General features: G+C 45.1%; 15 protein-coding genes and 3 pseudogenes. 15 read left to right on the plus strand and 3 right to left on the minus strand.

Annotated features, from left to right (window positions below; genetic code table 11):
- The first annotated feature begins 10 nt into the window (after positions 1 to 10).
- The 12 genes and pseudogenes from fenB (at position 11) to NST16_RS08160 (ending at position 16,057) form a co-directional block, all read left to right on the plus strand.
- Positions 11 to 3,835 (plus strand): fengycin non-ribosomal peptide synthetase FenB, encoded by a 3,825-nt coding sequence (gene fenB, locus NST16_RS08100; protein ID WP_340885549.1) that lies wholly within the window; start codon positions 11 to 13, stop codon positions 3,833 to 3,835.
- A gap of 123 nt (positions 3,836 to 3,958) precedes the next feature.
- Positions 3,959 to 4,351 carry a DUF1360 domain-containing protein gene (locus tag NST16_RS08105; protein WP_010334451.1) on the plus strand — a complete coding sequence of 131 codons (393 nt, stop codon included), beginning with the start codon at positions 3,959 to 3,961 and terminating at the stop codon, positions 4,349 to 4,351.
- A 143-nt stretch (positions 4,352 to 4,494) separates the two neighbouring features.
- Complete coding sequence (locus tag NST16_RS08110; RefSeq protein ID WP_326333465.1) at positions 4,495 to 6,030, plus strand: glycoside hydrolase family 10 protein; 1,536 nt, start codon at positions 4,495 to 4,497, stop codon at positions 6,028 to 6,030.
- Positions 6,031 to 6,192: 162 nt separating this feature from the next.
- Positions 6,193 to 6,723 (plus strand): annotated as a pseudogene (locus NST16_RS08115) (GNAT family N-acetyltransferase).
- 282 nt (positions 6,724 to 7,005) lie between these two features.
- Positions 7,006 to 8,148: an acyl-CoA dehydrogenase family protein gene (locus NST16_RS08125; RefSeq protein WP_268450435.1), complete on the plus strand. Its 1,143-nt coding sequence runs from the start codon at positions 7,006 to 7,008 to the stop codon at positions 8,146 to 8,148.
- Positions 8,149 to 8,189: 41 nt separating this feature from the next.
- Positions 8,190 to 9,836, plus strand: a complete 1,647-nt coding sequence (locus tag NST16_RS08130) for an AMP-binding protein (protein ID WP_340885558.1) — start codon at positions 8,190 to 8,192, stop codon at positions 9,834 to 9,836.
- Between the two features lie 16 nt (positions 9,837 to 9,852).
- Positions 9,853 to 11,187: an acetyl-CoA carboxylase biotin carboxylase subunit gene (locus NST16_RS08135; RefSeq protein WP_340885561.1), complete on the plus strand. Its 1,335-nt coding sequence runs from the start codon at positions 9,853 to 9,855 to the stop codon at positions 11,185 to 11,187.
- Positions 11,188 to 11,201: 14 nt separating this feature from the next.
- Positions 11,202 to 11,423 (plus strand): acetyl-CoA carboxylase biotin carboxyl carrier protein subunit, encoded by a 222-nt coding sequence (locus NST16_RS08140; RefSeq protein WP_010334445.1) that lies wholly within the window; start codon positions 11,202 to 11,204, stop codon positions 11,421 to 11,423.
- Positions 11,424 to 11,438: 15 nt separating this feature from the next.
- Positions 11,439 to 12,341, plus strand: coding sequence for a hydroxymethylglutaryl-CoA lyase (gene ldeG / locus NST16_RS08145; protein ID WP_268450445.1), 903 nt, complete (start codon positions 11,439 to 11,441; stop codon positions 12,339 to 12,341).
- A gap of 16 nt (positions 12,342 to 12,357) precedes the next feature.
- Positions 12,358 to 13,140: an enoyl-CoA hydratase gene (locus tag NST16_RS08150; RefSeq protein ID WP_340885566.1), complete on the plus strand. Its 783-nt coding sequence runs from the start codon at positions 12,358 to 12,360 to the stop codon at positions 13,138 to 13,140.
- A gap of 19 nt (positions 13,141 to 13,159) precedes the next feature.
- Complete coding sequence (locus NST16_RS08155) at positions 13,160 to 14,689, plus strand: acyl-CoA carboxylase subunit beta (protein ID WP_268506107.1); 1,530 nt, start codon at positions 13,160 to 13,162, stop codon at positions 14,687 to 14,689.
- A gap of 168 nt (positions 14,690 to 14,857) precedes the next feature.
- Complete coding sequence (locus tag NST16_RS08160; RefSeq protein ID WP_340885573.1) at positions 14,858 to 16,057, plus strand: DHH family phosphoesterase; 1,200 nt, start codon at positions 14,858 to 14,860, stop codon at positions 16,055 to 16,057.
- 46 nt (positions 16,058 to 16,103) lie between these two features.
- Here NST16_RS08160 and NST16_RS08165 read toward each other — a convergent pair whose 3' ends face one another.
- The 3 genes from NST16_RS08165 to NST16_RS08175 all read right to left on the minus strand — a co-directional run bounded on the left by NST16_RS08165 (position 16,104) and on the right by NST16_RS08175 (position 18,147).
- Positions 16,104 to 16,700 (minus strand): DedA family protein, encoded by a 597-nt coding sequence (locus tag NST16_RS08165; protein WP_168747963.1) that lies wholly within the window; start codon positions 16,698 to 16,700, stop codon positions 16,104 to 16,106.
- A gap of 61 nt (positions 16,701 to 16,761) precedes the next feature.
- A complete protein-coding gene (gene galU / locus NST16_RS08170) occupies positions 16,762 to 17,682 on the minus strand; it encodes a UTP--glucose-1-phosphate uridylyltransferase GalU (RefSeq protein ID WP_340885576.1) in 921 nt (306 codons plus the stop codon).
- A 6-nt stretch (positions 17,683 to 17,688) separates the two neighbouring features.
- A complete protein-coding gene (locus NST16_RS08175; RefSeq protein ID WP_340885579.1) occupies positions 17,689 to 18,147 on the minus strand; it encodes a GtrA family protein in 459 nt (152 codons plus the stop codon).
- A gap of 223 nt (positions 18,148 to 18,370) precedes the next feature.
- On the opposite strand from NST16_RS08175, the pseudogene NST16_RS08180 reads away from it, so the two are divergent.
- From NST16_RS08180 to xynD, 3 genes and pseudogenes are all read left to right on the plus strand, one after another.
- Positions 18,371 to 18,515 (plus strand): annotated as a pseudogene (locus tag NST16_RS08180) (6-carboxyhexanoate--CoA ligase); the annotation flags it as partial.
- A gap of 379 nt (positions 18,516 to 18,894) precedes the next feature.
- Positions 18,895 to 19,115 (plus strand): annotated as a pseudogene (locus tag NST16_RS08185) (malonyl CoA-acyl carrier protein transacylase); the annotation flags it as partial.
- 149 nt (positions 19,116 to 19,264) lie between these two features.
- On the plus strand, positions 19,265 to 20,803 hold the full coding sequence (gene xynD, locus NST16_RS08190) for an alpha-L-arabinofuranosidase (protein WP_286058483.1): 1,539 nt from the start codon (positions 19,265 to 19,267) through the stop codon (positions 20,801 to 20,803).
- Positions 20,804 to 20,930: the final 127 nt, after the last annotated feature.

Below are 20,930 nucleotides of genomic sequence, written 5' to 3' on the forward strand. Positions count from 1 at the left end.
TGCAGGCCATATGGGGAAAACCAAAAAAATCAAGAACATATATCCTCTGAGTTATATGCAGGAGGGCATGCTGTTTCATTCCTTCCTCCAAAAAGAGGAGGGAGCATATGTTGAGCAGTCGCTCTTTACGATAAAAGGAAACCTTAGCTATGAGATGTTTCAGCGCAGTATTCAAGCCATCATCGACCGCCATGATATCTTCAGAACCGTATTTCTGCCGCACGTCCCCAATTTATCGGGGCCTCGGCAGGTCGTGATGACAGAACGGAAATTCCATTTGCACAATGAGGACATTTCCAGCCTGCAAACGAATGAGCAGAATGATTATATTGAACAGTTTAAAGAGATAGATAAGGAAAAAGGGTTTGATTTGCAAAAAGACATGCTGATGCGGATTTCTCTGCTCAAAAAAGCGGATAATGAGCATGTCTGTGTCTGGAGTCATCATCACATCTTAATGGACGGCTGGTGTCTCGGGATCATTCTGCAGGAATTTATGCAAATCTATCAATCTATCCATACAGGAAATCACCTTTCTATGGAGCCTGTCCGTCCCTACAGCACCTATATTTCTTGGCTGACAAAACAAGACAAAGAAACGGCAGCGGACTACTGGCGTGCTTATCTGAAAAACTACAGCACCCCCTCACCGCTGCCTCGGGTGACGGACAGAGAAGCAAAAGAAGGGTATTACCGCGAAGAATTAATTTTCACTCTACATCAAAAGCTGACGGACAAGCTGAAAGAGACCGCCAAACAAACAGGCGTCACGCTTGCCACCTTTATTCAAACGGTCTGGGGTGTCATGCTCCAGCGCTACAACCGAACGGACGATGTCGTTTTTGGCGCAGTCGTTTCAGGCAGACCATCTGAAATCCCGGGTGTTGAGTCAATGATCGGATTGTTTATCAATACGGTTCCGGTTCGTGTTCAAACAGGCAAAGAAGAAACGTTAGCAGAACTGCTCACCCGCTGTCAAAAAGATATGCTGGACGCCGAGCCGTTTACCTGCCATCCTTTATTCGATATTCAGGCAAACACCGCCTTAAAACAGGAACTGATTGACCACATTATTGTCTTTGAAAACTATCCATTACAGCAAAAAATGGCTGACTCAGCTGATCGGATTGATTCACCTCTGCAAATAGACAATGTAAACGTGTCTGAACAGTCAGGGTACAATTTTAACCTTGTCGTTGCTCCCGGTGATGAACTCGTCATCAAGTTCAGCTATAATGCGCACGTGTATGATGCTGCCTGGATGACCTGCATCCAAAGACAGCTTACACAAGCGTTACAAGTTGCTGCAGATCACCCTGACATTCCCGTTGCAGACTTTTCCTTTCTTGATCCGAAAGGAAAAGAGCAGATGCTGACACAATGTAACGACACTTCGACGGAGTATCCGAAAAACAAAACAGTAATAGATCTATTCCGCGAACAGGCAGCAAAAACACCAGATCAAACGGCGCTAGTTTACGGAAATAGGTCCATCTCTTATCGTGAGCTCGATCAAAAATCGGATGCACTGGCCAGAACATTGTATGAAAACGGGCTGCGCCGAAACGGGACAGCGGGTATTTTGGCTGGTCATTCTCCTGAATTCATCATTAGTGTACTGGCTGTTTTAAAAGCAGGGGGGACATACCTTCCTCTTGACGCGGAGCTTCCGCCTGAACGGATCAGCTATATGCTCGACGAGACAAAAGCCGCTATGCTTATTGTTCAAAAAGGACTGGAGCCAAACACAGCGTTTGCAGGAACCTTCATTTCTGCAGATGCAGAGGCGCTGATTGAAGAAGATACGACACCTTTGGAAATCGTCACTGGCCCGGATGATCTCGCGTACATCATGTATACTTCCGGTTCGACAGGCCGGCCTAAAGGCGTCATGATCACCAATCGCAATGTCGTGTCCCTTGTTTGCAACAGCAATTACACATCAGCTTCTGTAAATGACCGCTTTATCCTGACAGGATCCATCAGCTTTGACGCCGTCACCTTTGAAATGTTTGGGGCTCTTTTAAAAGGAGCAACTTTGCATATCATTGATAAATCAACAATGCTGACACCAGATCGTTTTGGCGCGTATTTGCTTGAAAACAACATCTCAGTGCTGTTTTTGACAACTGCTCTTTTTAATCAGCTGGCACAAGCTCAAGCTGACATGTTCCGCAGGCTTCATACGCTATATGTCGGAGGCGAAGCGCTGTCGCCCGAGCTTATAAATGCTGTCAGACACGCGTGTCCGAAGCTTTCGCTTTATAATATCTATGGACCAACGGAAAACACGACGTTCTCAACCTTTTTTGAGATTAAAAGAGACTATGTGACTCCAATCCCGATCGGGAAACCGATCAGCCATTGTACCGCTTTCATCTTAGATGCAAAAGGACGTCTCTTGCCAATAGGCGTTCCCGGAGAGCTATGTGTCGGCGGTGACGGGGTGGCAAAAGGCTATTTGAACAGAGATGATGTAACAGCTGCCGTTTTTTCTCCTGATCCTTTCATACCTGGAAAAAAAATATACCGTACCGGTGATTTGGCGCGGTGGCTGCCAGATGGGAATCTAGAATATATCAGCCGGATTGACAGGCAGATTAAAATTCGCGGAAAACGGATTGAACCCGCTGAAATTGAAGCGCGGCTGTTAGAAATTGAAGGGGTCCGTGAAGCAGCAGTTACATTGGTGGAAACAGACGGAGAGGCGCAGTTATACACGCATTATGTTAGTGATGACAGCAGAAACGAAAAGGAAATTCGCGCTGCATTGGCACGTGTGCTTCCTGACTACATGATTCCGCAGCGCTGGGTCCGGGTTGACCGTATGCCGCTTACTGGAAACGGAAAAATCAATCGCAGCGCACTTCCTATTCCTGAAAACGAGTCTGAAAATCGTCAAGATCTTACACCGCCCAGAAACTGGGTCGAACAGGAATTGATGCAAATTTGGAAAAGCGTACTCGGTGTCAAAACGATCGGAATACATGATGATTTCTTTGCTGTTGGCGGACATTCACTTAAAGCGCTTCAAGTGATACACATGCTTAAACATCATCAGCATATTGATATACCGATCGATATCTTATTCGAAAATCCGACGATCGCCCAGCTTGCGGAAAAGCTTTATTCTAATCAGCTGACAGCGGCTGGCGAACAGCATGTGATCCAACTGAACGAGCAAGGCGGAAACAACCTGTTCTGCTTCCCGCCGATTTCAGGATTCGGGATTTATTTCAAAGACTTGGCACTACAGCTAAATCACAAAGCAGCCGTATATGGCTTTCATTTTATTGAGGAAGACAGCCGCATCGAACAATACGTCAGCCGCATCACCGACATACAGCCAGAAGGACCGTACGTTCTATTAGGCTACTCCGCGGGCGGAAACTTGGCTTTTGAGGTCGTACAGGCTATGGAGCAGAAAGGATTAGAAGTCAGTGACTTCATTATCGTAGACGCCTACAAAAAGGATCAGTCTATAACAGCAGATACCGAAAAAGACGACTCAGCCGCATACTTGCCGGAGGCAGTCAGAGAAACAGTGATGCAGAAAAAAAGGTGCTATCAGGATTATTGGGCTAAGCTAATAAATGAAGGCCGCATCAAGTCAAACATTCATTTCATTGAAGCTGGCATTCAGTCGGAAACAAGCGGCCCGATGGTATTACAGAAATGGCAAGACGCCGCTGAGGAAGGCTATACCGAATACACCGGGTACGGCGCGCACAAAGACATGCTGGAAGGTGAATGTGCTGAAAAGAATGCAAACATCATACTTGATATATTAGACAAGATTACGTCAGATCAAAAAATGCTGCCATACAAGCATTAAACAAATGCAGGCCGGACAGAAGCGATTCTCTGTCCGGTTTTCTTTTTGCCAGAGAGTCGCGCATAAGAATGGATGCAAAAATGCGGGGAATGATAACAACATCCTTTTTCTTGGAGGCTTGTTATGGAACATCTTTCTTGGCTTACTTTTTTTATGCTGATACTGGCGAGTTACAGGCTGACACACTTAATTGTATTCGACAAAATTACTGAATTCATCCGAAAACCTTTTATGAAAAAGAAAAGGACTGTTGATGCAAACGGGCACGTGAATGAAAAAAACGTGCCGGCCTCAAACTTTGGCTATATGCTTAATTGCTACTGGTGCGCCGGCGTTTGGTGTGCCATCCTAATTGGGCTGGGCTATCTTTTTTTACCTGATATCGCTGTTCCGGTGATTTTCATATTATCGATCGCAGGCGCACAGGCCATTCTTGAATCAGCTGTCGGCGTAGGCGTAAAACTCGTTGACGTGTTAAAAAGTGTCCAAATACTCATAAATGATAAAAAGTCCTAAAGCAGATAAAGATGCTTCGGGACTTTTTTACGTTCACCCGGTGATAATTCCGGTTTCTTCAATCGATTAAGCACCCTTTTACAGCCCGGGAATACCGTAATAACGAAATAGTGAAAGCGATGTAATGGGGGAGACGAAATACAATGAAGGGTTGTCAAAAGCCGATCGTACGTATTCTTGTCAGCTTGCTCATCGGAACGTTGATCATAACCGTTCCATATCTGGCCAAAGCACAAACGGACAGGGAACTGAGAGCCGTATGGATTGCATCCGTATTAAACCTTGATTGGCCATCAAAAAAAGGGCTGTCGATTGAAGCGCAAAAACAGGAGTATCTCAGCCTGCTGGATGACGTTCAGTCAATGGGAATGAATGCCGTCATTGTTCAAATTAAGCCGACGGCCGATGCCTTTTATCCGTCCGCTTACGGGCCTTGGTCTGAATATTTGACTGGTGTTCAAGGAAAAGACCCAGGTTATGATCCGCTCGCTTTTATGATTGAAGAAGCCCATAAACGAAATCTTGAATTTCACGCTTGGGTTAATCCTTACCGCATTACGATGAACCATACAGATCTCAATAAATTGTCTGAGGATCACCCGGCAAGAAAGCATCCTGACTGGGTCGCTGCTTACGGAAAGCAGCTTTATTATAATCCCGGCATTCCTGAAGCGAGGGATTTTATCGTCGAGGGCATTGAAGAAGTCGTAAAGCATTATGATATTGATGCCGTTCATATGGATGATTATTTTTACCCTTATAAAATAGCCGGACAGGAATTCCCTGATTCAGAACAGTACGAACAATACGGGAAAGACACATTTCCTGATATTGATGACTGGCGAAGAGACAATGTAAACCAGCTTGTCAGCCAAATCAATCAAACAATCAAAGCTGAAAAACCATATGTTAAATTCGGCATCAGCCCATTCGGTGTATGGAGAAACATAGAAGACGACCCAACCGGATCAAATACCAAAGCAGGCGTAAGAAATTATGATGATCTTTATGCAGATACGAGACATTGGATCCAGCAAGGCGACATCGACTATATTGCCCCGCAAATTTACTGGAGCATCGGCTTCAACGCAGCGGCTTATGACGTGCTGGCTGATTGGTGGAGCAACGAAGTCAAAAACAGACCCGTTCATTTATACATCGGGCAGGCAGCTTATAAAATCAATAACAATTTTGACCCGCCATGGTCCGATCCTGAAGAATACGCCCGACAAATCAACCTCAACCGTCAGCTGGAGCTGGTGAAAGGAAGCATGCATTTCAGCCTCAAAGACCTCAATAATAATCCGCTCGGCATCAAAGACAGACTCATAACCGACCTGTACAGTAAGCCCGCACTGGTACCCGAAATGCCTTGGCTCGACAGCAAAGCGCCAAAAAAACCCAAACTGACCAAAGTAACCGCAGACGATAACGGAAATCTCCTGCACATACAAGACCACCCATCAAATCGAAAAACAAAGGAAACAGCCTATTATGCGATATACAGATCTGAAGGAAAACAGAAGCAAGCATTACTGGCCACCGCAAGAAAAACAAACGACAAGCAAACCTTCCTGGATGACACGGCAAAACCAAATAAAACCTATACGTATTATGTCACGTCAGCAGATCGGCTTCACAACGAAAGTAAGGCCTCGAAAAGAAAAATAAATCAATAGCCCTTAGAGACGGCTATTTACTAGCCGTCTCTTTATATTGCATTTTTTATGAATAGACAGGAAACGTATGGCCGGTGCTGAAGGACTAAGAGAAACAAATAAAAGAAATACAAATGGAGGAAAGAACGTGAATTTGGAAATGATTTTTACCGATTTCCTGTATTGGAATCCGAGCATTTAGTATTAAAAAAGATCGAAGAGACACACTTGCAAGCTGTATTTTCAATCTATAACAATGATAAAGTATTTGAATACTGCGGCATCATTCCGAAACATAACATAAAGACAATACATAAAATGATTAACCATTTTTAGAGAGATTATCAGAAAAAAAGCAAAATTAAATGGGGGATTTTCGAGAAGTATCAAGGGACTGCATCGGTTGGGATCATTGAAGCAATGGATTTTAACCAAAAAGTAAACATGATAACCATAGGATACTTTCTAGGAAAAGATTATTGGCGTAAAGGCATTGCAACTGGCGCCGTCAAAATGCTGGTCACTTTTTTATTTAAAAAAGTCAACGTAAACCGAATTCAAGCAGAGGTAATGCCTGCAAATGAAGCGTCAAAAAAAGTCCTCTTGAAAAATAATTTTATGAGAGAAGGCTTAATTAGACAGGCTTCTTATTGGGCCGGCAAAGGAGTTGTCGACTTAGAAATATATAGCATTCTCAAGGAGGAATACATCTGAATCTGCAGCTTTTGATGTATGAAACGAGAAAAATGGGGGCAGCGGCTTGTTTATTGATACGTTTTTCCTTTGGAACCATGCCTTCATCCTCCCGGCACTTTCTGAAGGGCAAGAGATTGCTTTTCAATATGGATGGTATGTGCTTACGCCATATATTTGTTCATTCCATTGCTGCTGTCATATAGAAAGTGGTTCCGTTTTAATTTTCAGACTTCTTTTGTCAGGGAATGATTACTGAATTCACTTAATAGGATGTTACAAAGATGTGAAGGAGGAAACCAAGTGAATTTTGAGCTGACAAAAGAACAGCAAATGGTACGTGAAATGGTAAAGGATTTTGCAAAGAGAGAAATTGCTCCTCACGCAGAACATGTGGATCAAACGGGTGAATTCCCGATACAAACGTTTCAAAAAATGGGTGATCTGGGGCTGATGGGCATCCCCTTTCCTGAGGAATATGGAGGCTCAGGCGGAGATACGATTTCCTATGCCTTAGCTGTTGAAGAAATCGGCAAAGCATGCGGCAGTACAGGATTAAGCTATGCAGCTGCAGTTTCACTCGGTGCAAGCCCTCTATACTACTTCGGGACAGAAGAACAAAAACGGGAGCATTTGATTCCTCTAGCATCCGGAAAAGCACTCGGATCATTCGGTCTGACAGAACCAAATGCCGGCTCTGATGCAGGAGGCACGCAAACGAAAGCGGTTATAGATGGTGATGAATATGTGATGAACGGCGAAAAATGCTGGATCACAAATGCCAGCTATGCACGTACGGTGATTGTAACGGCAGTGACAGGCAAAAATGAGAGCGGACATAATATCATCTCCGCATTGATTGTTCCGACTGATACACCCGGCCTTACCATAACGAGCCCGTACGATAAAATGGGTGTGCGCGGGTCAAATACAGCGGAAATTTTGCTAGAGGATGTCCGTGTACCCGCAAATCACCTGCTCGGCGACCCTTCAAAAGGATTTAAACAGTTTCTTCATACCCTGGATGGCGGACGCATTTCAATTGCCGCTCTTGCAGTCGGCATTGCCCAAGCGGCACTAGACGCATCCTTAGCCTATGCAAAAGAACGAAAGCAGTTCGGACAGCCGATTTCTTCCTTTCAGGCCATTCAGTTTAAACTTGCCGACATGGCGATGGAAATCGATCTGGCCCGGCAAATGGTATTAAAAGCGGCCTGGCTGAAAGATCATAAACGCCCGTTTACGAAAGAAGCGGCTTATGCCAAGCTGTTTGCCTCTGAAATGGCAACAAGGGCATGCAACCAAGCGATTCAAATCCACGGCGGTTCCGGCTACATGAGGGAATACGCGGTTGAACGGATGCTGCGGGATGCAAAATTGATGGAAATTGGAGAGGGCACATCAGAAATTCAGCGTATCGTGATCGCCAGACAGCTTCTGAAATAAAATGTAAACGCTTTCTGATCTCGTGAAAGGAGGACCGACACATGGCCGAACTCATCCATTGCACAATCGGCAGGCTGCTGGAACAAACGGCAGCAGCCTATCCTGATCAAGAAGCGGTTGTCTATCCCGACCGGAATCTCCGCTACACGTACGCGCAATTCAACAGGCTGTGCCGTCAAACCGCTAAAGGGCTAATGGGGATGGGGATTGGAAAGGGAGACCACGTGGCCATATGGGCTTCGAATATACCGGAATGGCTTGCTGCTCAATTCGCCACCGCAAAAATCGGGGCCGTGCTCGTTACCGTGAATACGAATTACCAAGCCCAAGAGCTTGATTACTTGCTGAGACAATCAGATGCGGATGCGCTTATCGTCATGGATTCCTATCGCGGCACTTCTTATACAGGGATCCTCAACAGCTTAATTCCTGAGCTGAAGGATGCAGAGGCAGGGCAGCTGCAATCAGAACGCTATCCGTGTTTAAAAACACTGATTTATATCGGTGAAAAACGTTTACCTGGTATGTATCATTGGGACGATACAGAGATGCTGGCACAAACAGTGACAGATGCCGAGCTGGAAGCAAGAATGAACAGCCTTGAAAAAAATGACGTGATTAACATGCAATACACGTCAGGAACGACAGGATTTCCTAAAGGAGTGATGCTGACTCATTTTAATGTCATCAACAACGCCGTAAATATCGCTGAATGTATGAAATTAACCTCATCTGACCGCATGTGCATCCCGGTTCCGTTTTTCCATTGCTTCGGCTGCGTGCTTGGCGTTTTGGCATGTGTGTCCGTTGGTGCAGCCATGGTACCTGTTGTAGAATTTGAACCTGCCACAGTCCTTAAAACGGTTGAAAACGAGAAATGCACAGCGCTACACGGCGTACCGACCATGTTTATCGCGGAGCTTCATCATCAGAATTTTAATTCTTATGATCTGTCATCGTTGCGAACAGGCATCATGGCCGGATCATCCTGTCCAAGCGAAGTGATGAAAGCAGTCATTGAAAAAATGGGCATGACAGACATCACAATCGCTTATGGACAAACGGAAGCTTCGCCGGTGATCACACAAACAAGAGCTAATGATTCCTTCCAAAGAAGAGTGGAAACAACCGGCCGAGCCTTGCCTGAGGTCGAAGTGAAAATTGTGGAGCCCGGCACGTTTCATGAGGTTCAAAGAGGTGTACAGGGAGAGCTTTGCACCCGTGGCTATCATGTCATGAAGGGCTATTATAAAGACGAAGATGCTACCCAAAAGGCAATCAACCCAGACGGATGGCTATTTACCGGTGATCTCGCTGTTATGGATGAGGACGGATACTGCCGCGTGACCGGGAGATTAAAAGACATGCTCATCAGAGGCGGTGAAAACATTTATCCGAGAGAAATAGAAGAATTTTTATACCGTCATCCAAATATTTTAGATGTACAGGTAGTTGGTGTGCCTGACGAAAAATATGGGGAGGAGGCTGCTGCCTGGATTAAGCTGAAAGAGGGGAAAACAGCTTCACCCGAAGAGCTGAAAGCCTATTGCAAAGGGAAAATCGCCCGCCACAAAATTCCGCGCTATTTCATCTTTACAGACGAGTATCCTATGACAGCCTCAGGCAAAATTCAAAAATATAAGTTGCGTGAAAAAACGATTCAGCTGTTTCACTTACCATCAAGTTAATGAGGGGTGAATTCATTTGTTTACAAAAGTGCTGATTGCCAATCGGGGAGAAATCGCAATGAGAATCATTCGTACGTGCAGCCGCCTTGGGATCAAAACGGCAGCCGTATATTCTGAAGCAGACAGAGATGCGCTCCATACAAAAGCAGCAACAGAGGCTTATTATATCGGAAAATCGAGAGTCAGTGAGAGCTATTTAAATATTGAGAGAATCATAGAGGCAGCGAAAAAAGCAAATGCCGACGCCATCCATCCGGGATATGGATTATTGTCAGAAAACAGCCGTTTTGCGCAACGCTGCAAAGAAGAAAACATTGTGTTTATCGGCCCTTCACCAGCTGTCATTGCCAAAATGGGAAGTAAAATTGAAGCAAGAAAGGCAATGGAGGAGGCAGGTGTTCCTGTAGTGCCCGGCGTTTCCGAATCCCTTGGAGACATTCAGGCAGCCTGCCTCGCCGCGAGTGAAATCGGCTACCCCGTTATGCTGAAAGCTTCAGCAGGGGGAGGCGGCATCGGAATGCAGCTCGTTCCTAACGAAGAAGCATTGATAAAGGCGTATGAAGGAAACAAAAAGCGCGCAGCAGATTTTTTCGGAGACGGATCCATGTATATAGAAAAGGTGATTGAACACGCCCGCCACATTGAAATTCAAATTCTTGCAGATCACCACGGGCATGCCGTGCATCTGTTTGAACGTGATTGCTCTGTCCAGAGACGCCACCAAAAGGTCATTGAAGAAGCCCCATCTTCATTTGTTGATGATGAGCTGAGATTGAAGATAGGAGAAACGGCAGTGAAAGCAGCCAAAGCGATCGGCTATGCCAATGCGGGAACAATCGAATTTTTAGTCGATGAGAATAAAAACTTTTATTTTCTGGAAATGAACACGAGATTGCAGGTAGAGCATCCCGTGACTGAAGAAATTACAGGTTTAGACTTAGTTGAGCAGCAAATAAGGGTTGCGGAGGGACAGACTCTCAAATTCGCTCAGCAGGACTTAAACCGAAACGGGCATGCCATAGAGGTCAGAATCTATGCGGAAGATCCGAAAACCTTTTATCCGTCACCGGGAACAATCACCACTTTTTCTCTCCCGCCACAAAAGGGAGTACGGCACGAATGTGCAGTAGCAGCAGGGAGCGCGGTCACGCCTTTTTATGATCCAATGATCGCCAAAATGATCGTCAAAGGCCAAAACAGAGAGGAAGCGATTGAGAGACTAAAGGAGGCGCTCCGTGATTATCGGATAGAAGGGATTAAAACGAATATTCCGCTTCTTTTACAGGCTGCTTCATCAGAAGCATTCAAAAAAGGAGACGTCACAACTGATTTTTTGAAAAACAACTTATAAAGGAGGCAGCTGTCATGACCATACACATTCAAATGGCAGGAAACCTGTGGAAGGTACATGTTAAAGCCGGAGACCACATCGAAAAAGGCCAGGAAGTCGCCATTTTAGAATCAATGAAAATGGAAATCCCGATTGTTGCAGAGAGAAGCGGAACAGTAAAAGAAGTCAAAAAAAATGAAGGTGATTTCGTGAATGAAGGTGATGTGCTGCTTGAACTGAACGATCCAACTCAATAATCAGGGAGGCAGAGCATGTCCTATCCTAAACAAGTCATGTTAAGAGAAGTCGGCCCTCGGGACGGCCTGCAAAACGAACCGGTGTGGCTTGCAACAGAAGATAAAATCGCTTGGATCAACCAGCTGTCCCAAACAGGACTCTCCTATATCGAATTGACATCCTTCGTTCATCCAAAATGGATTCCCGCGCTTCGAGATGCTCTAGATGTGGCAAAAGGCATCAGCCGGGTAAAAGGCGTCACGTACGCAGCACTTGTCCCTAATCAAAAGGGACTGGAGAATGCGCTGGAAGGGGGTATTGACGAAGCTTCTGTCTTTATGTCCGCAAGCGAAACACACAACGTAAAAAACATCAACAAATCCACTGTTGACACTCTCCAAGTCCTCAAACAAGTAACCGACGACGCAAAAAAAGCAAATCTTACAGTAAGAGCCTATCTCTCCACAGTTTTCGGCTGTCCGTATGAAAAACGTGTACCGATCGAACAAGTGATTCGCCTAGCAGATTCTTTATTTGAATTCGGAATTTCTGAGCTATCGCTTGGAGATACGATCGGAGCGGCAAATCCTGTACAGGTTGAAATCGTACTTGAAGCGCTTTTAAAACGGTTCCCGGCAAGCCAGCTCGCACTCCACTTTCATGATACAAGGGGAACGGCTCTCGCCAATATCCTCACCGCACTGCAAATGGGCATCACAATATTTGACGGCTCAACAGGCGGGCTTGGCGGCTGCCCATATGCTCCAGGTTCCTCAGGAAATGCTGCAACAGAAGATATCGTGTACATGTTTGAGCAAATGGGAATCGAAACAAACGTAAAGCTCGCCAAGTTGCTTCCAGCAGCCAAATGGATCGAGGAGAAAATCGGGAAACATCTTCCGAGCCGAAATTTACAGGTGTATAAATCATCTTTATAAAAGAAAGGAAAAACCAATGGGAGAATCTATCCTTTTTACGTCAAAAACAGAACACATTGCTGTCATCACCCTTAACAGGCCCCATGCGGCAAATGCCCTTTCGGCAGAAATGCTTAGAGACCTGCAATCCATTGTCCAAGAAATCGAATTCAACCCGAAAATCCGCTGCGTCATCCTGACAGGCGCCGGCGAAAAAGCGTTCTGCGCTGGAGCAGATTTAAAAGAAAGAATAAAAATGAAGCAAGATCAGGTTCTCAGAAGTGTATCCTTCATTCAGAGAACCGCTTCTTTACTCGAAGCCTTACCGCAGCCGGTGATAGCAGCCATAAACGGAAGTGCTTTAGGAGGCGGGCTTGAATTGGCAATGGCATGCGACATCCGGATAGCAGCCGAGAATGCTACATTAGGCCTTCCGGAAACGGCTTTAGCCATTATCCCAGGCGCAGGAGGGACACAAAGACTTCCCCGTCTGATCGGCAGAGGAAAGGCAAAAGAATTAATTTATACAGGCAGACGCATAACGGCCCATGAAGCCAAAGAGATAAACCTTGTAGAGCATGTTACGGCTTCTAGTGAGCTTATGGCCAAAGCAGAGGAACTGGCAGTAGCCATTTCAGCCAACGGACCAATTGCCGTCCGCCAGGCTAAATTCGCGATCAATAAAGGATTGGATACAAATCTGGCAACGGGATTATCAATTGAACAAAAAGCATATGAACACACGATCCCGACAAAGGACAGGACAGAGGGACTTCAAGCCTTTCAAGAAAAAAGACGTGCCGTATACACGGGAGAATAAAGAGCGGAGGGAATGCCTTATGGATTATGAAAAAGAACGAACAGAACGGGCGGAAAGGATACAAAAAGGCGGAGCGGAGAAGTATCATCGCAGCAACCAAGAAAAAGGCAAGCTCTTTGTAAGAGAGCGGCTTGCCCTCTTATTTGACGATGACATCGAGCTTGAGGACGCTTTTTTTGCAGAATGTATGTCAGACGGGCTTCCCGCCGACGGAGTCATAACCGCCATCGGTAAAATCGGCGGCCAAACCGTCTGCGCCATGGCGAATGATTCTACAGTGAAAGCAGGCTCCTGGGGAGCAAAAACAGTCGAAAAAATCATCAGAATTCAAGAAACAGCAGAAAAATTAAACTGTCCGCTCATTTATTTAGTCGATTCGGCAGGCGCCAGAATCACCGACCAGATCAATGTATTCCCGGGCAGAAGAGGCGCAGGGAGAATTTTTTACAATCAGGTCAAATTGTCAGGGCGCATTCCCCAAATCTGCCTTCTATTCGGCCCGTCCGCAGCTGGGGGCGCTTATATTCCTGCCTTCTGCGATATTGTCGTCATGGTAGACGGCAATGCGTCCATGTATTTAGGCTCGCCGCGCATGGCGGAAATGGTGATCGGCGAAAAGGTGTCACTTGAAGAGATGGGAGGCGCCCGCATGCATTGTTCAGTTTCAGGATGCGGAGATATTCTCGCAGAAACTGAACAAGAAGCCATTCACTTGGCACGCTCATATTTATCTTACTTCCCGGCAAATTATAAAGAAAAAGCGCCTGTACAAGAAAAACGGCCGCCAAAGCCCTTTGACATACCGCTTTCCGACGTTATTCCGCAAAACCAAAATGCACCTTTTAATATGTTTGAGCTGATCGATCGTGTAATAGATGAAGACTCTTTCTTTGAAATCAAAGCTTTATTCGCACCAGAAATCATTACAGGTCTAGCGAGGATTCACGGACAGCCTGTCGGAATTATCGCGAATCAGCCGAAAGTAAAAGGCGGCGTCTTGTTCCACGATTCCGCTGACAAAGCCGCTAAATTTATCACATTATGTGACGCTTTTCATATTCCATTGCTGTTCTTAGCGGACATTCCCGGCTTCATGATCGGAACAAAGGTAGAACAGGCCGGAATCATCCGTCATGGAGCCAAAATGATTTCAGCGATGTCAGAAGCAACCGTCCCCAAGCTTTCTGTGATTGTGAGAAAAGCCTATGGAGCGGGGTTATATGCAATGGCCGGACCGGCTTTCGAACCGGATTGCTGCATAGCGCTTCCAACCGCACAAATCGCCGTAATGGGCCCTGAAGCAGCCGTAAATGCTGTCTACGCCAAAAAAATCTCCGAGCTGCCAAAAGAGGAGAGAGCTGATTTTATCAGCAGCAAACGTGAGGAGTACAAAGAGGACATCAATATATACCGCTTGGCTTCAGAAATGATCATTGACGCGGTAATCCCAGCCAATTCATTGCGCGAAGAATTGCACAAACGGCTTAGGGCATACATGACAAAGAAAATGACATTCACCAATCGAAAACATCCGGTTTATCCAGTTTAAAAAAGAAGTACCAGGAGCGTGAATAAGCGCTCTTTTTATTGTTTCTGATAATCTTATTATGTAAACTAATCAGCTGTGCATAAAACCATCCGTTTTTTACAATAGTAAATAAAGGCTGCCGCACACCTATAGCGGCAATCTCCAGTATGATAAAAAGGGGCCTTTATTATGTACCATTTATATTCACATAACGACTTGGACGGAGTAGGGTGCGGGATCGTTGCAAAGTTGGCTTTCGGGAAAGAAGTTGAGGTCCGTTATAACTCTGTCAACGGCTTAAATGCTCAAGTCCAATACTTCTTAGAAAAAGCAAAAGAGACCAGCAGACACGATGCCTTATTTATCACGGATCTTGCTGTCAATGAAGAAAATGAAAAAAGGCTGAACGAGTATGTTCATGCTGGCGGAAAAGTGAAACTGATTGACCATCATAAAACAGCCCTCCATTTGAATGAGCATGAGTGGGGATTTGTTCAGGTGGAATACGATGACGGACGTCTTGCATCGGCTACATCTCTTTTATACGACTACCTTGTCCAAAATGATCTGATGAATCCGACAAACGCATTAGATCAATTTACAGAGCTCATCCGCCAATACGACACTTGGGAGTGGGAGCAGTACGATCAAAAACAGGCAAAGCGGCTTAATGACCTTTTCTTTTTGCTTTCAATTGATGAATTTGAACAAAAAATGATCCAGCGGCTTTCTGCCCATGACGAATTCTTCTTTGATGAGTTTGAAGTAAAACTGCTTGATTTAGAAGAAGAAAAAATCGAGCGCTACCTTCGCAGGAAAAAAAGAGAAATGGTGCAAACCTTTGTTCACGAACACTGTGTAGGTATCGTTCACGCAGAATCGTACCATTCTGAACTCGGAAACAGACTCGGAAAAGACAATCCGCATCTTGATTACATTGCCATTTTAAGCATGGGATCAAAACGAGCCAGCTTGCGCACCATTCATGATTACATTGATGTTTCAGAAGTAGCAGGCCGGTACGGAGGCGGGGGGCATGCGAAGGCTTCCGGCTGTTCCATAACGGACGAAGTATACGATTTGTTTGTAGCTGAAGCATTCCGAATGGAACCGGTCCGCCCAGATGCATTCCGTAATTTCTATAATTTGAAAGGATCTGCAAACGGCTCATTATACGAAAATCGAGAACAAATGAGATTCTTCCTGTTTCCTTTGGACAACGCATGGAATATTCAAATTAACGGGGAGACACAGGACGAAACCTTTGCGGCTTTTGAGGAAGCAGAATGGTTTATTAAAAGGAATTATGCCGCATCTCTTGTACGGGATGAAGTGTTTGTCGCATTTTTAGCGGAACATATGAAGCTTTCTAATCATCATCGAAGATAACAAAAAAGATGCATAGGGGAGAGTCATCCCTATGCATATCCATAAGCTATCGTTTAAAAATGGCTGTGCGTTTTTTTATGACAAAATAAAGTGCAATGACCACAATCGCCAATATCATAATCGGCGTTGTATAGGTGCCCGCTATGTTCTCAACGTCATCCCACTGGCTTCCGAGCTGAATGCCTAAATAAACAAAGAGGATAGACCATGGAATGATAGCAAGCACAGTCAGTATCACAAATTTGAGAAACGGCATTTTGGCAATGCCTGCAGGAATGGATATCGCATGTCTGACAACCGGTATAAAACGTGCCGAGAAGACAACCCCCGTGCCGTACTTTTGAAACCAGCTTTCTGACATGTCAATGTGATGCTTTTTAATCAATAAGTACTTCCCGTATTTGTCCAAAAAAGGTCTGCCGCCATAGCGTCCAATCCAATAAATAAAGATCTGGGCAATGGTGCCCCCGATAACACCCGCAATGATTGCGCCAATAAATCCAATCGTGCCTTCTGATACCATATAGCCGCCATAGGCCAATACAATTTCACTCGGTATAATTTCGATCATCAAACCAATCGCAATGCCCGCATATCCCATATTCGTCAGCCATGTTAAAATTTCGCTTATCAAACTGCCCACATTCTTCACAACCTGTCCTTTTCTTTTTCACTATTATATGACTGATTGACCAGCAAGATGGTTACAAATTTTTTAATTGCAGCACTTCTTTTGTTTCCCGTTCAAGTGTTTCCCGCTCGAGCAATTCTTCTAGATAAGCTAAAAGCTGAGATCGCATTTCAGGACGCATTAAGCCGATTTCAGTGCTTGCTTTAAAACAGCCCAATTTATCGCCAATGTCATATCGTTTTCCTTTTAAAAGCCGCGCATGAATAGGCTGGGTGCGGCAAACCTCACGAAGTGCATCTGTTAATTGAATTTCGTTGCCTGCGCCTCTCCCAATCGACTTCAACACAGGGAAGATAGAAGGGGTCAGTACATATCGTCCCATCACGGCGATTTCCGAAGGCGCTTCTTCAGGAGAAGGCTTTTCAACTAAATCCTTCACTTCATACACATGCCCTTTAGAGCCTGATGTATTTATAATACCATATTTACTGACATCCTCAGGGAGAACTGACTGTACACCTACAACCTCTGTGCCGTAAGCATCGTATACATCCATTAATTGACGAAGAGCCGGTTTTTCAGACACCATAATATCATCGCCTAAAAGAACGGCGAAAGGCTCATCTCCGATAAAATGCTCCGCACACAGCACCGCATGACCTAATCCGAGCGGCTCTTTCTGGCGGATGTAATGAATGTTGGCCAAATCGGCAATCTGCTGCATTTCCTTAAGCGTCTCCGTCTTGCCTTTTTCTCGCAGATTGAATTCCAATTCCGCCGACCGGTCAAAATGATCTTCAATCGAGCGTTTGTTTCTCCCTGTAATAATCAGTATATCTTCAATTCCTGACTCTACAGCCTCTTCTACAATGTATTGGATTGCTGGTTTGTCTACGATCGGGAGCATTTCTTTCGGCTGCGCCTTTGTCGCCGGCAGAAATCTCGTTCCTAAACCCGCTGCGGGAATGACCGCTTTTCTCACTTTTGTTCTCATTCATTTTCACTCCTGATTCTGTATGTTTTTCAGCGAATCTCCAAATACCCAGATTCGGTTTCCGATAAAATTCATCATCATTCCGCCGATAGTGGCGGCGAGCTTACTCACCAAAAGCGAACAGCCGCCTCTTTGAAACAAATAAAGCAGCAAAAAGGTGATCCCCGACGCGGCAATATTAATCATGAGAAAGCGCACGATCTCTTTACCGTCAGCCTTACGTTTTACCTGAAACGTCCAATTCCGGTTCCACACATAGCTGTTGATGATACCTGCCGAATAGGAGCAGATCTGTGCCGGCAGATAAGGGATATGACAAGCGGTGAGGAAAAAGAAGACACCAAAATCTATCAGCGTATTACCGACGCCCACGGTGCAAAAACGCCCTAATGTTTTTATTTTTTCTTTCAACATAACGGCACCCGGTTTTGACCTCCCTTCATAAAAGATGCATATGGCTGTCATATTGGGTGATATGGATTACTTTAGCGGAGAGTATTGAATAAACAATTACTAAAATATGAACAAAACATGAAAAAGTAATGAGGCCTTGCAGATCCATTAAGTTAATAGTTTGATCGTTTAGGTTGACGAATATTACGAGGAACACTAATATTCTGCACAATTATTAACCTTTAATAATTTTTAGTTAACATTCATTTTCAAGGTAAGAAAGGAGGGGAATATGATGCAGGAAGAAGCATATTACAGCGTCAGAATGAGAGCTTCCCAGGACGCCCCGAAAAGGCGGAGAACGGGTCATCACTTACAGCAGATTACAGGAAGGGGTGAATGGCTTATTACATAAAGGCTTCTCGCGCTCAAGAGGGACAGCGACAAAGTAAAAGGCATCACAGGTCAGGCCGTAGTCATGGACGGCGGATATACCGCTCAATAGTTCTTATCCTCTTGAAAAAAACAGCCGCTCTGAACGGCTGTTTTTTTTGTGCCTGTAGACCTTGAAGGCACAGTCTAAGGAAGAAGAGTTGGTAACAGCCTTCCATCACGGCTCTGATCATCTCTCTTTAAGACTGATTTTTCGGTGTCAGCCCCACTTATATATTTAATGAATAAATGTATCCAGTTTCTTTGTAAAGCCGAACAATAATTCCTCCGAAAGTATTCTATACACATTTATTATAATCATGCTAGGATGTTAGATAAAGGATACTTTGTATAATATTGTATCGCTGTTCATTGTGATCGGAGGGAGCTGATGTAACTTGCATGAATTCAGACCAGCAGCAGTGTTGTCCGGACATCGGCAAGCTGTGAAACGTGTCATCAGGATGACGAAGGAAAAGGGAGCTAAATATACTTATTTGAATGTCAGTGCGCCTTTTCACAGTTCGATGATATGATCAGCATCCGAACAATTCCAGACTGTATTACACCAGTATTCCTTCCGGGATGCCGCATGGCCGATCATTTCCGCTTTTCAAATACTGGAGGCTGATAGGGAATCAAGGCTAGGAAATTAACGGTTTACTCTAGAAATTATCTATTTTTTGCGTTCTGGACCTGTGTCATCAATTTTTAAAAGAACCCCCTTCATTTTAACGAAAAAGGAGGATGTTTAGTTATGGGTAAAAAGTGTAGCGTATGTTTATGGGTTCTTGCTTTATTATTGAGTTGCTTATTTGGGGAGTCTGCTTATGCTGCCAGTACTACAATTGCAAAACATATAGGAAATTCAAACCCGCTTATCGACCATCATTTGGGAGCAGATCCGGTTGCGCTGACCTATAACGGAAGAGTCTACATCTATATGTCAAGTGATGACTATGAATATAATAGCGACGGAACGATTAAGGATAATTCATTTGCCAATTTGAATAGAGTATTCGTCATCTCTTCAGCGGATATGGTGAACTGGACAGACCACGGAGCCATTCCGGTAGCAGGTGCCAACGGGGCTAATGGCGGCCGGGGGATTGCGAAATGGGCAGGTGCGTCCTGGGCCCCGTCAATTGCAGTTAAAAAAATAAACGGCAAGGATAAATTCTTCCTTTATTTCGCTAACAGCGGCGGAGGTATCGGGGTTCTCACCGCAGACAGCCCGATTGGTCCATGGACCGACCCAATTGGAAAAGCGCTCGTAACGCCAAGTACGCCAGGAATGTCTGGTGTTGTATGGCTTTTTGATCCGGCAGTATTTGTAGATGATGACGGCACCGGTTACCTGTATGCCGGGGGAGGCGTTCCTGGCGGTTCAAACCCAACGCAGGGACAATGGGCCAATCCTAAAACAGCAAGAGTCATGAAATTGGGCCCTGATATGACCAGTGTTGTTGGAAGTGCAGCTACAATTGATGCGCCTTTTATGTTTGAAGATTCGGGAATGCATAAGCATAACGGAAAATATTACTATTCCTATTGCATCAATTTCGGGGGCATGCACCCGGCCGATAAACCCCCAGGTGAGATTGGCTACATGACCAGTTCAAGTCCCATGGGTCCCTTTACATATAGAGGGCACTTCCTGAAAAATCCGGGAGCATTTTTCGGAGGTGGCGGAAACAACCACCATGCTGTTTTCAATTTTAAAAACGAGTGGTATGTGGTGTACCATACTCAAACTGTCAGTTCCGCCCTGTTCGGGGCCGGCAAAGGATACCGTTCTCCCCATATTAATAAGCTGGTGCACAATGCAGATGGATCCATTCAAGAGGTGGCGGCAAATTATGCAGGCGTAACACAGCTTTCCAATTTGAATCCATATAACCGGGTAGAAGCTGAAACGTTTGCCTGGAATGGACGCATTTTGACAGAGAAATCCTCAGCACCAGGCGGGCCGGTAAATAATCAACATGTAACAAGTATTCATAACGGAGACTGGATTGCTGTTGGAAATGCAGACTTCGGGGCGGGCGGTGCCAGGACATTTAAAGCAAATGTAGCATCCACTGTAGGCGGGAAAATAGAAGTGCGCCTCGACAGTGCAAACGGTAAGCTTGTAGGAACCCTGAATGTACCTTCCACAGGTGGAGCGCAAACTTGGAGAGAAATAGAAACTGCGGTAAGCGGTGTAACCGGTGTGCACAAAGTATTCTTTGTATTTACCGGAACAGGTACAGGAAACTTGTTTAATTTTGATTACTGGCAGTTTACGCAACGATAGCACCTGTAATGGCACCGCTTAAGAAACGAGAAGGGTGCAGAACTGACCAACGCCGGAGCAGCCAACATTGATAACTCTAATGCGCGTGCGGCTTGGGCGAAAAAATGGTCCAGGTAATTATAACGGG

Origin of the sequence: Bacillus sp. FSL K6-1005, assembly GCF_038000225.1 — a bacterium.
Taxonomy (GTDB): Bacteria; Bacillota; Bacilli; order Bacillales; family Bacillaceae; genus Bacillus; species Bacillus mojavensis.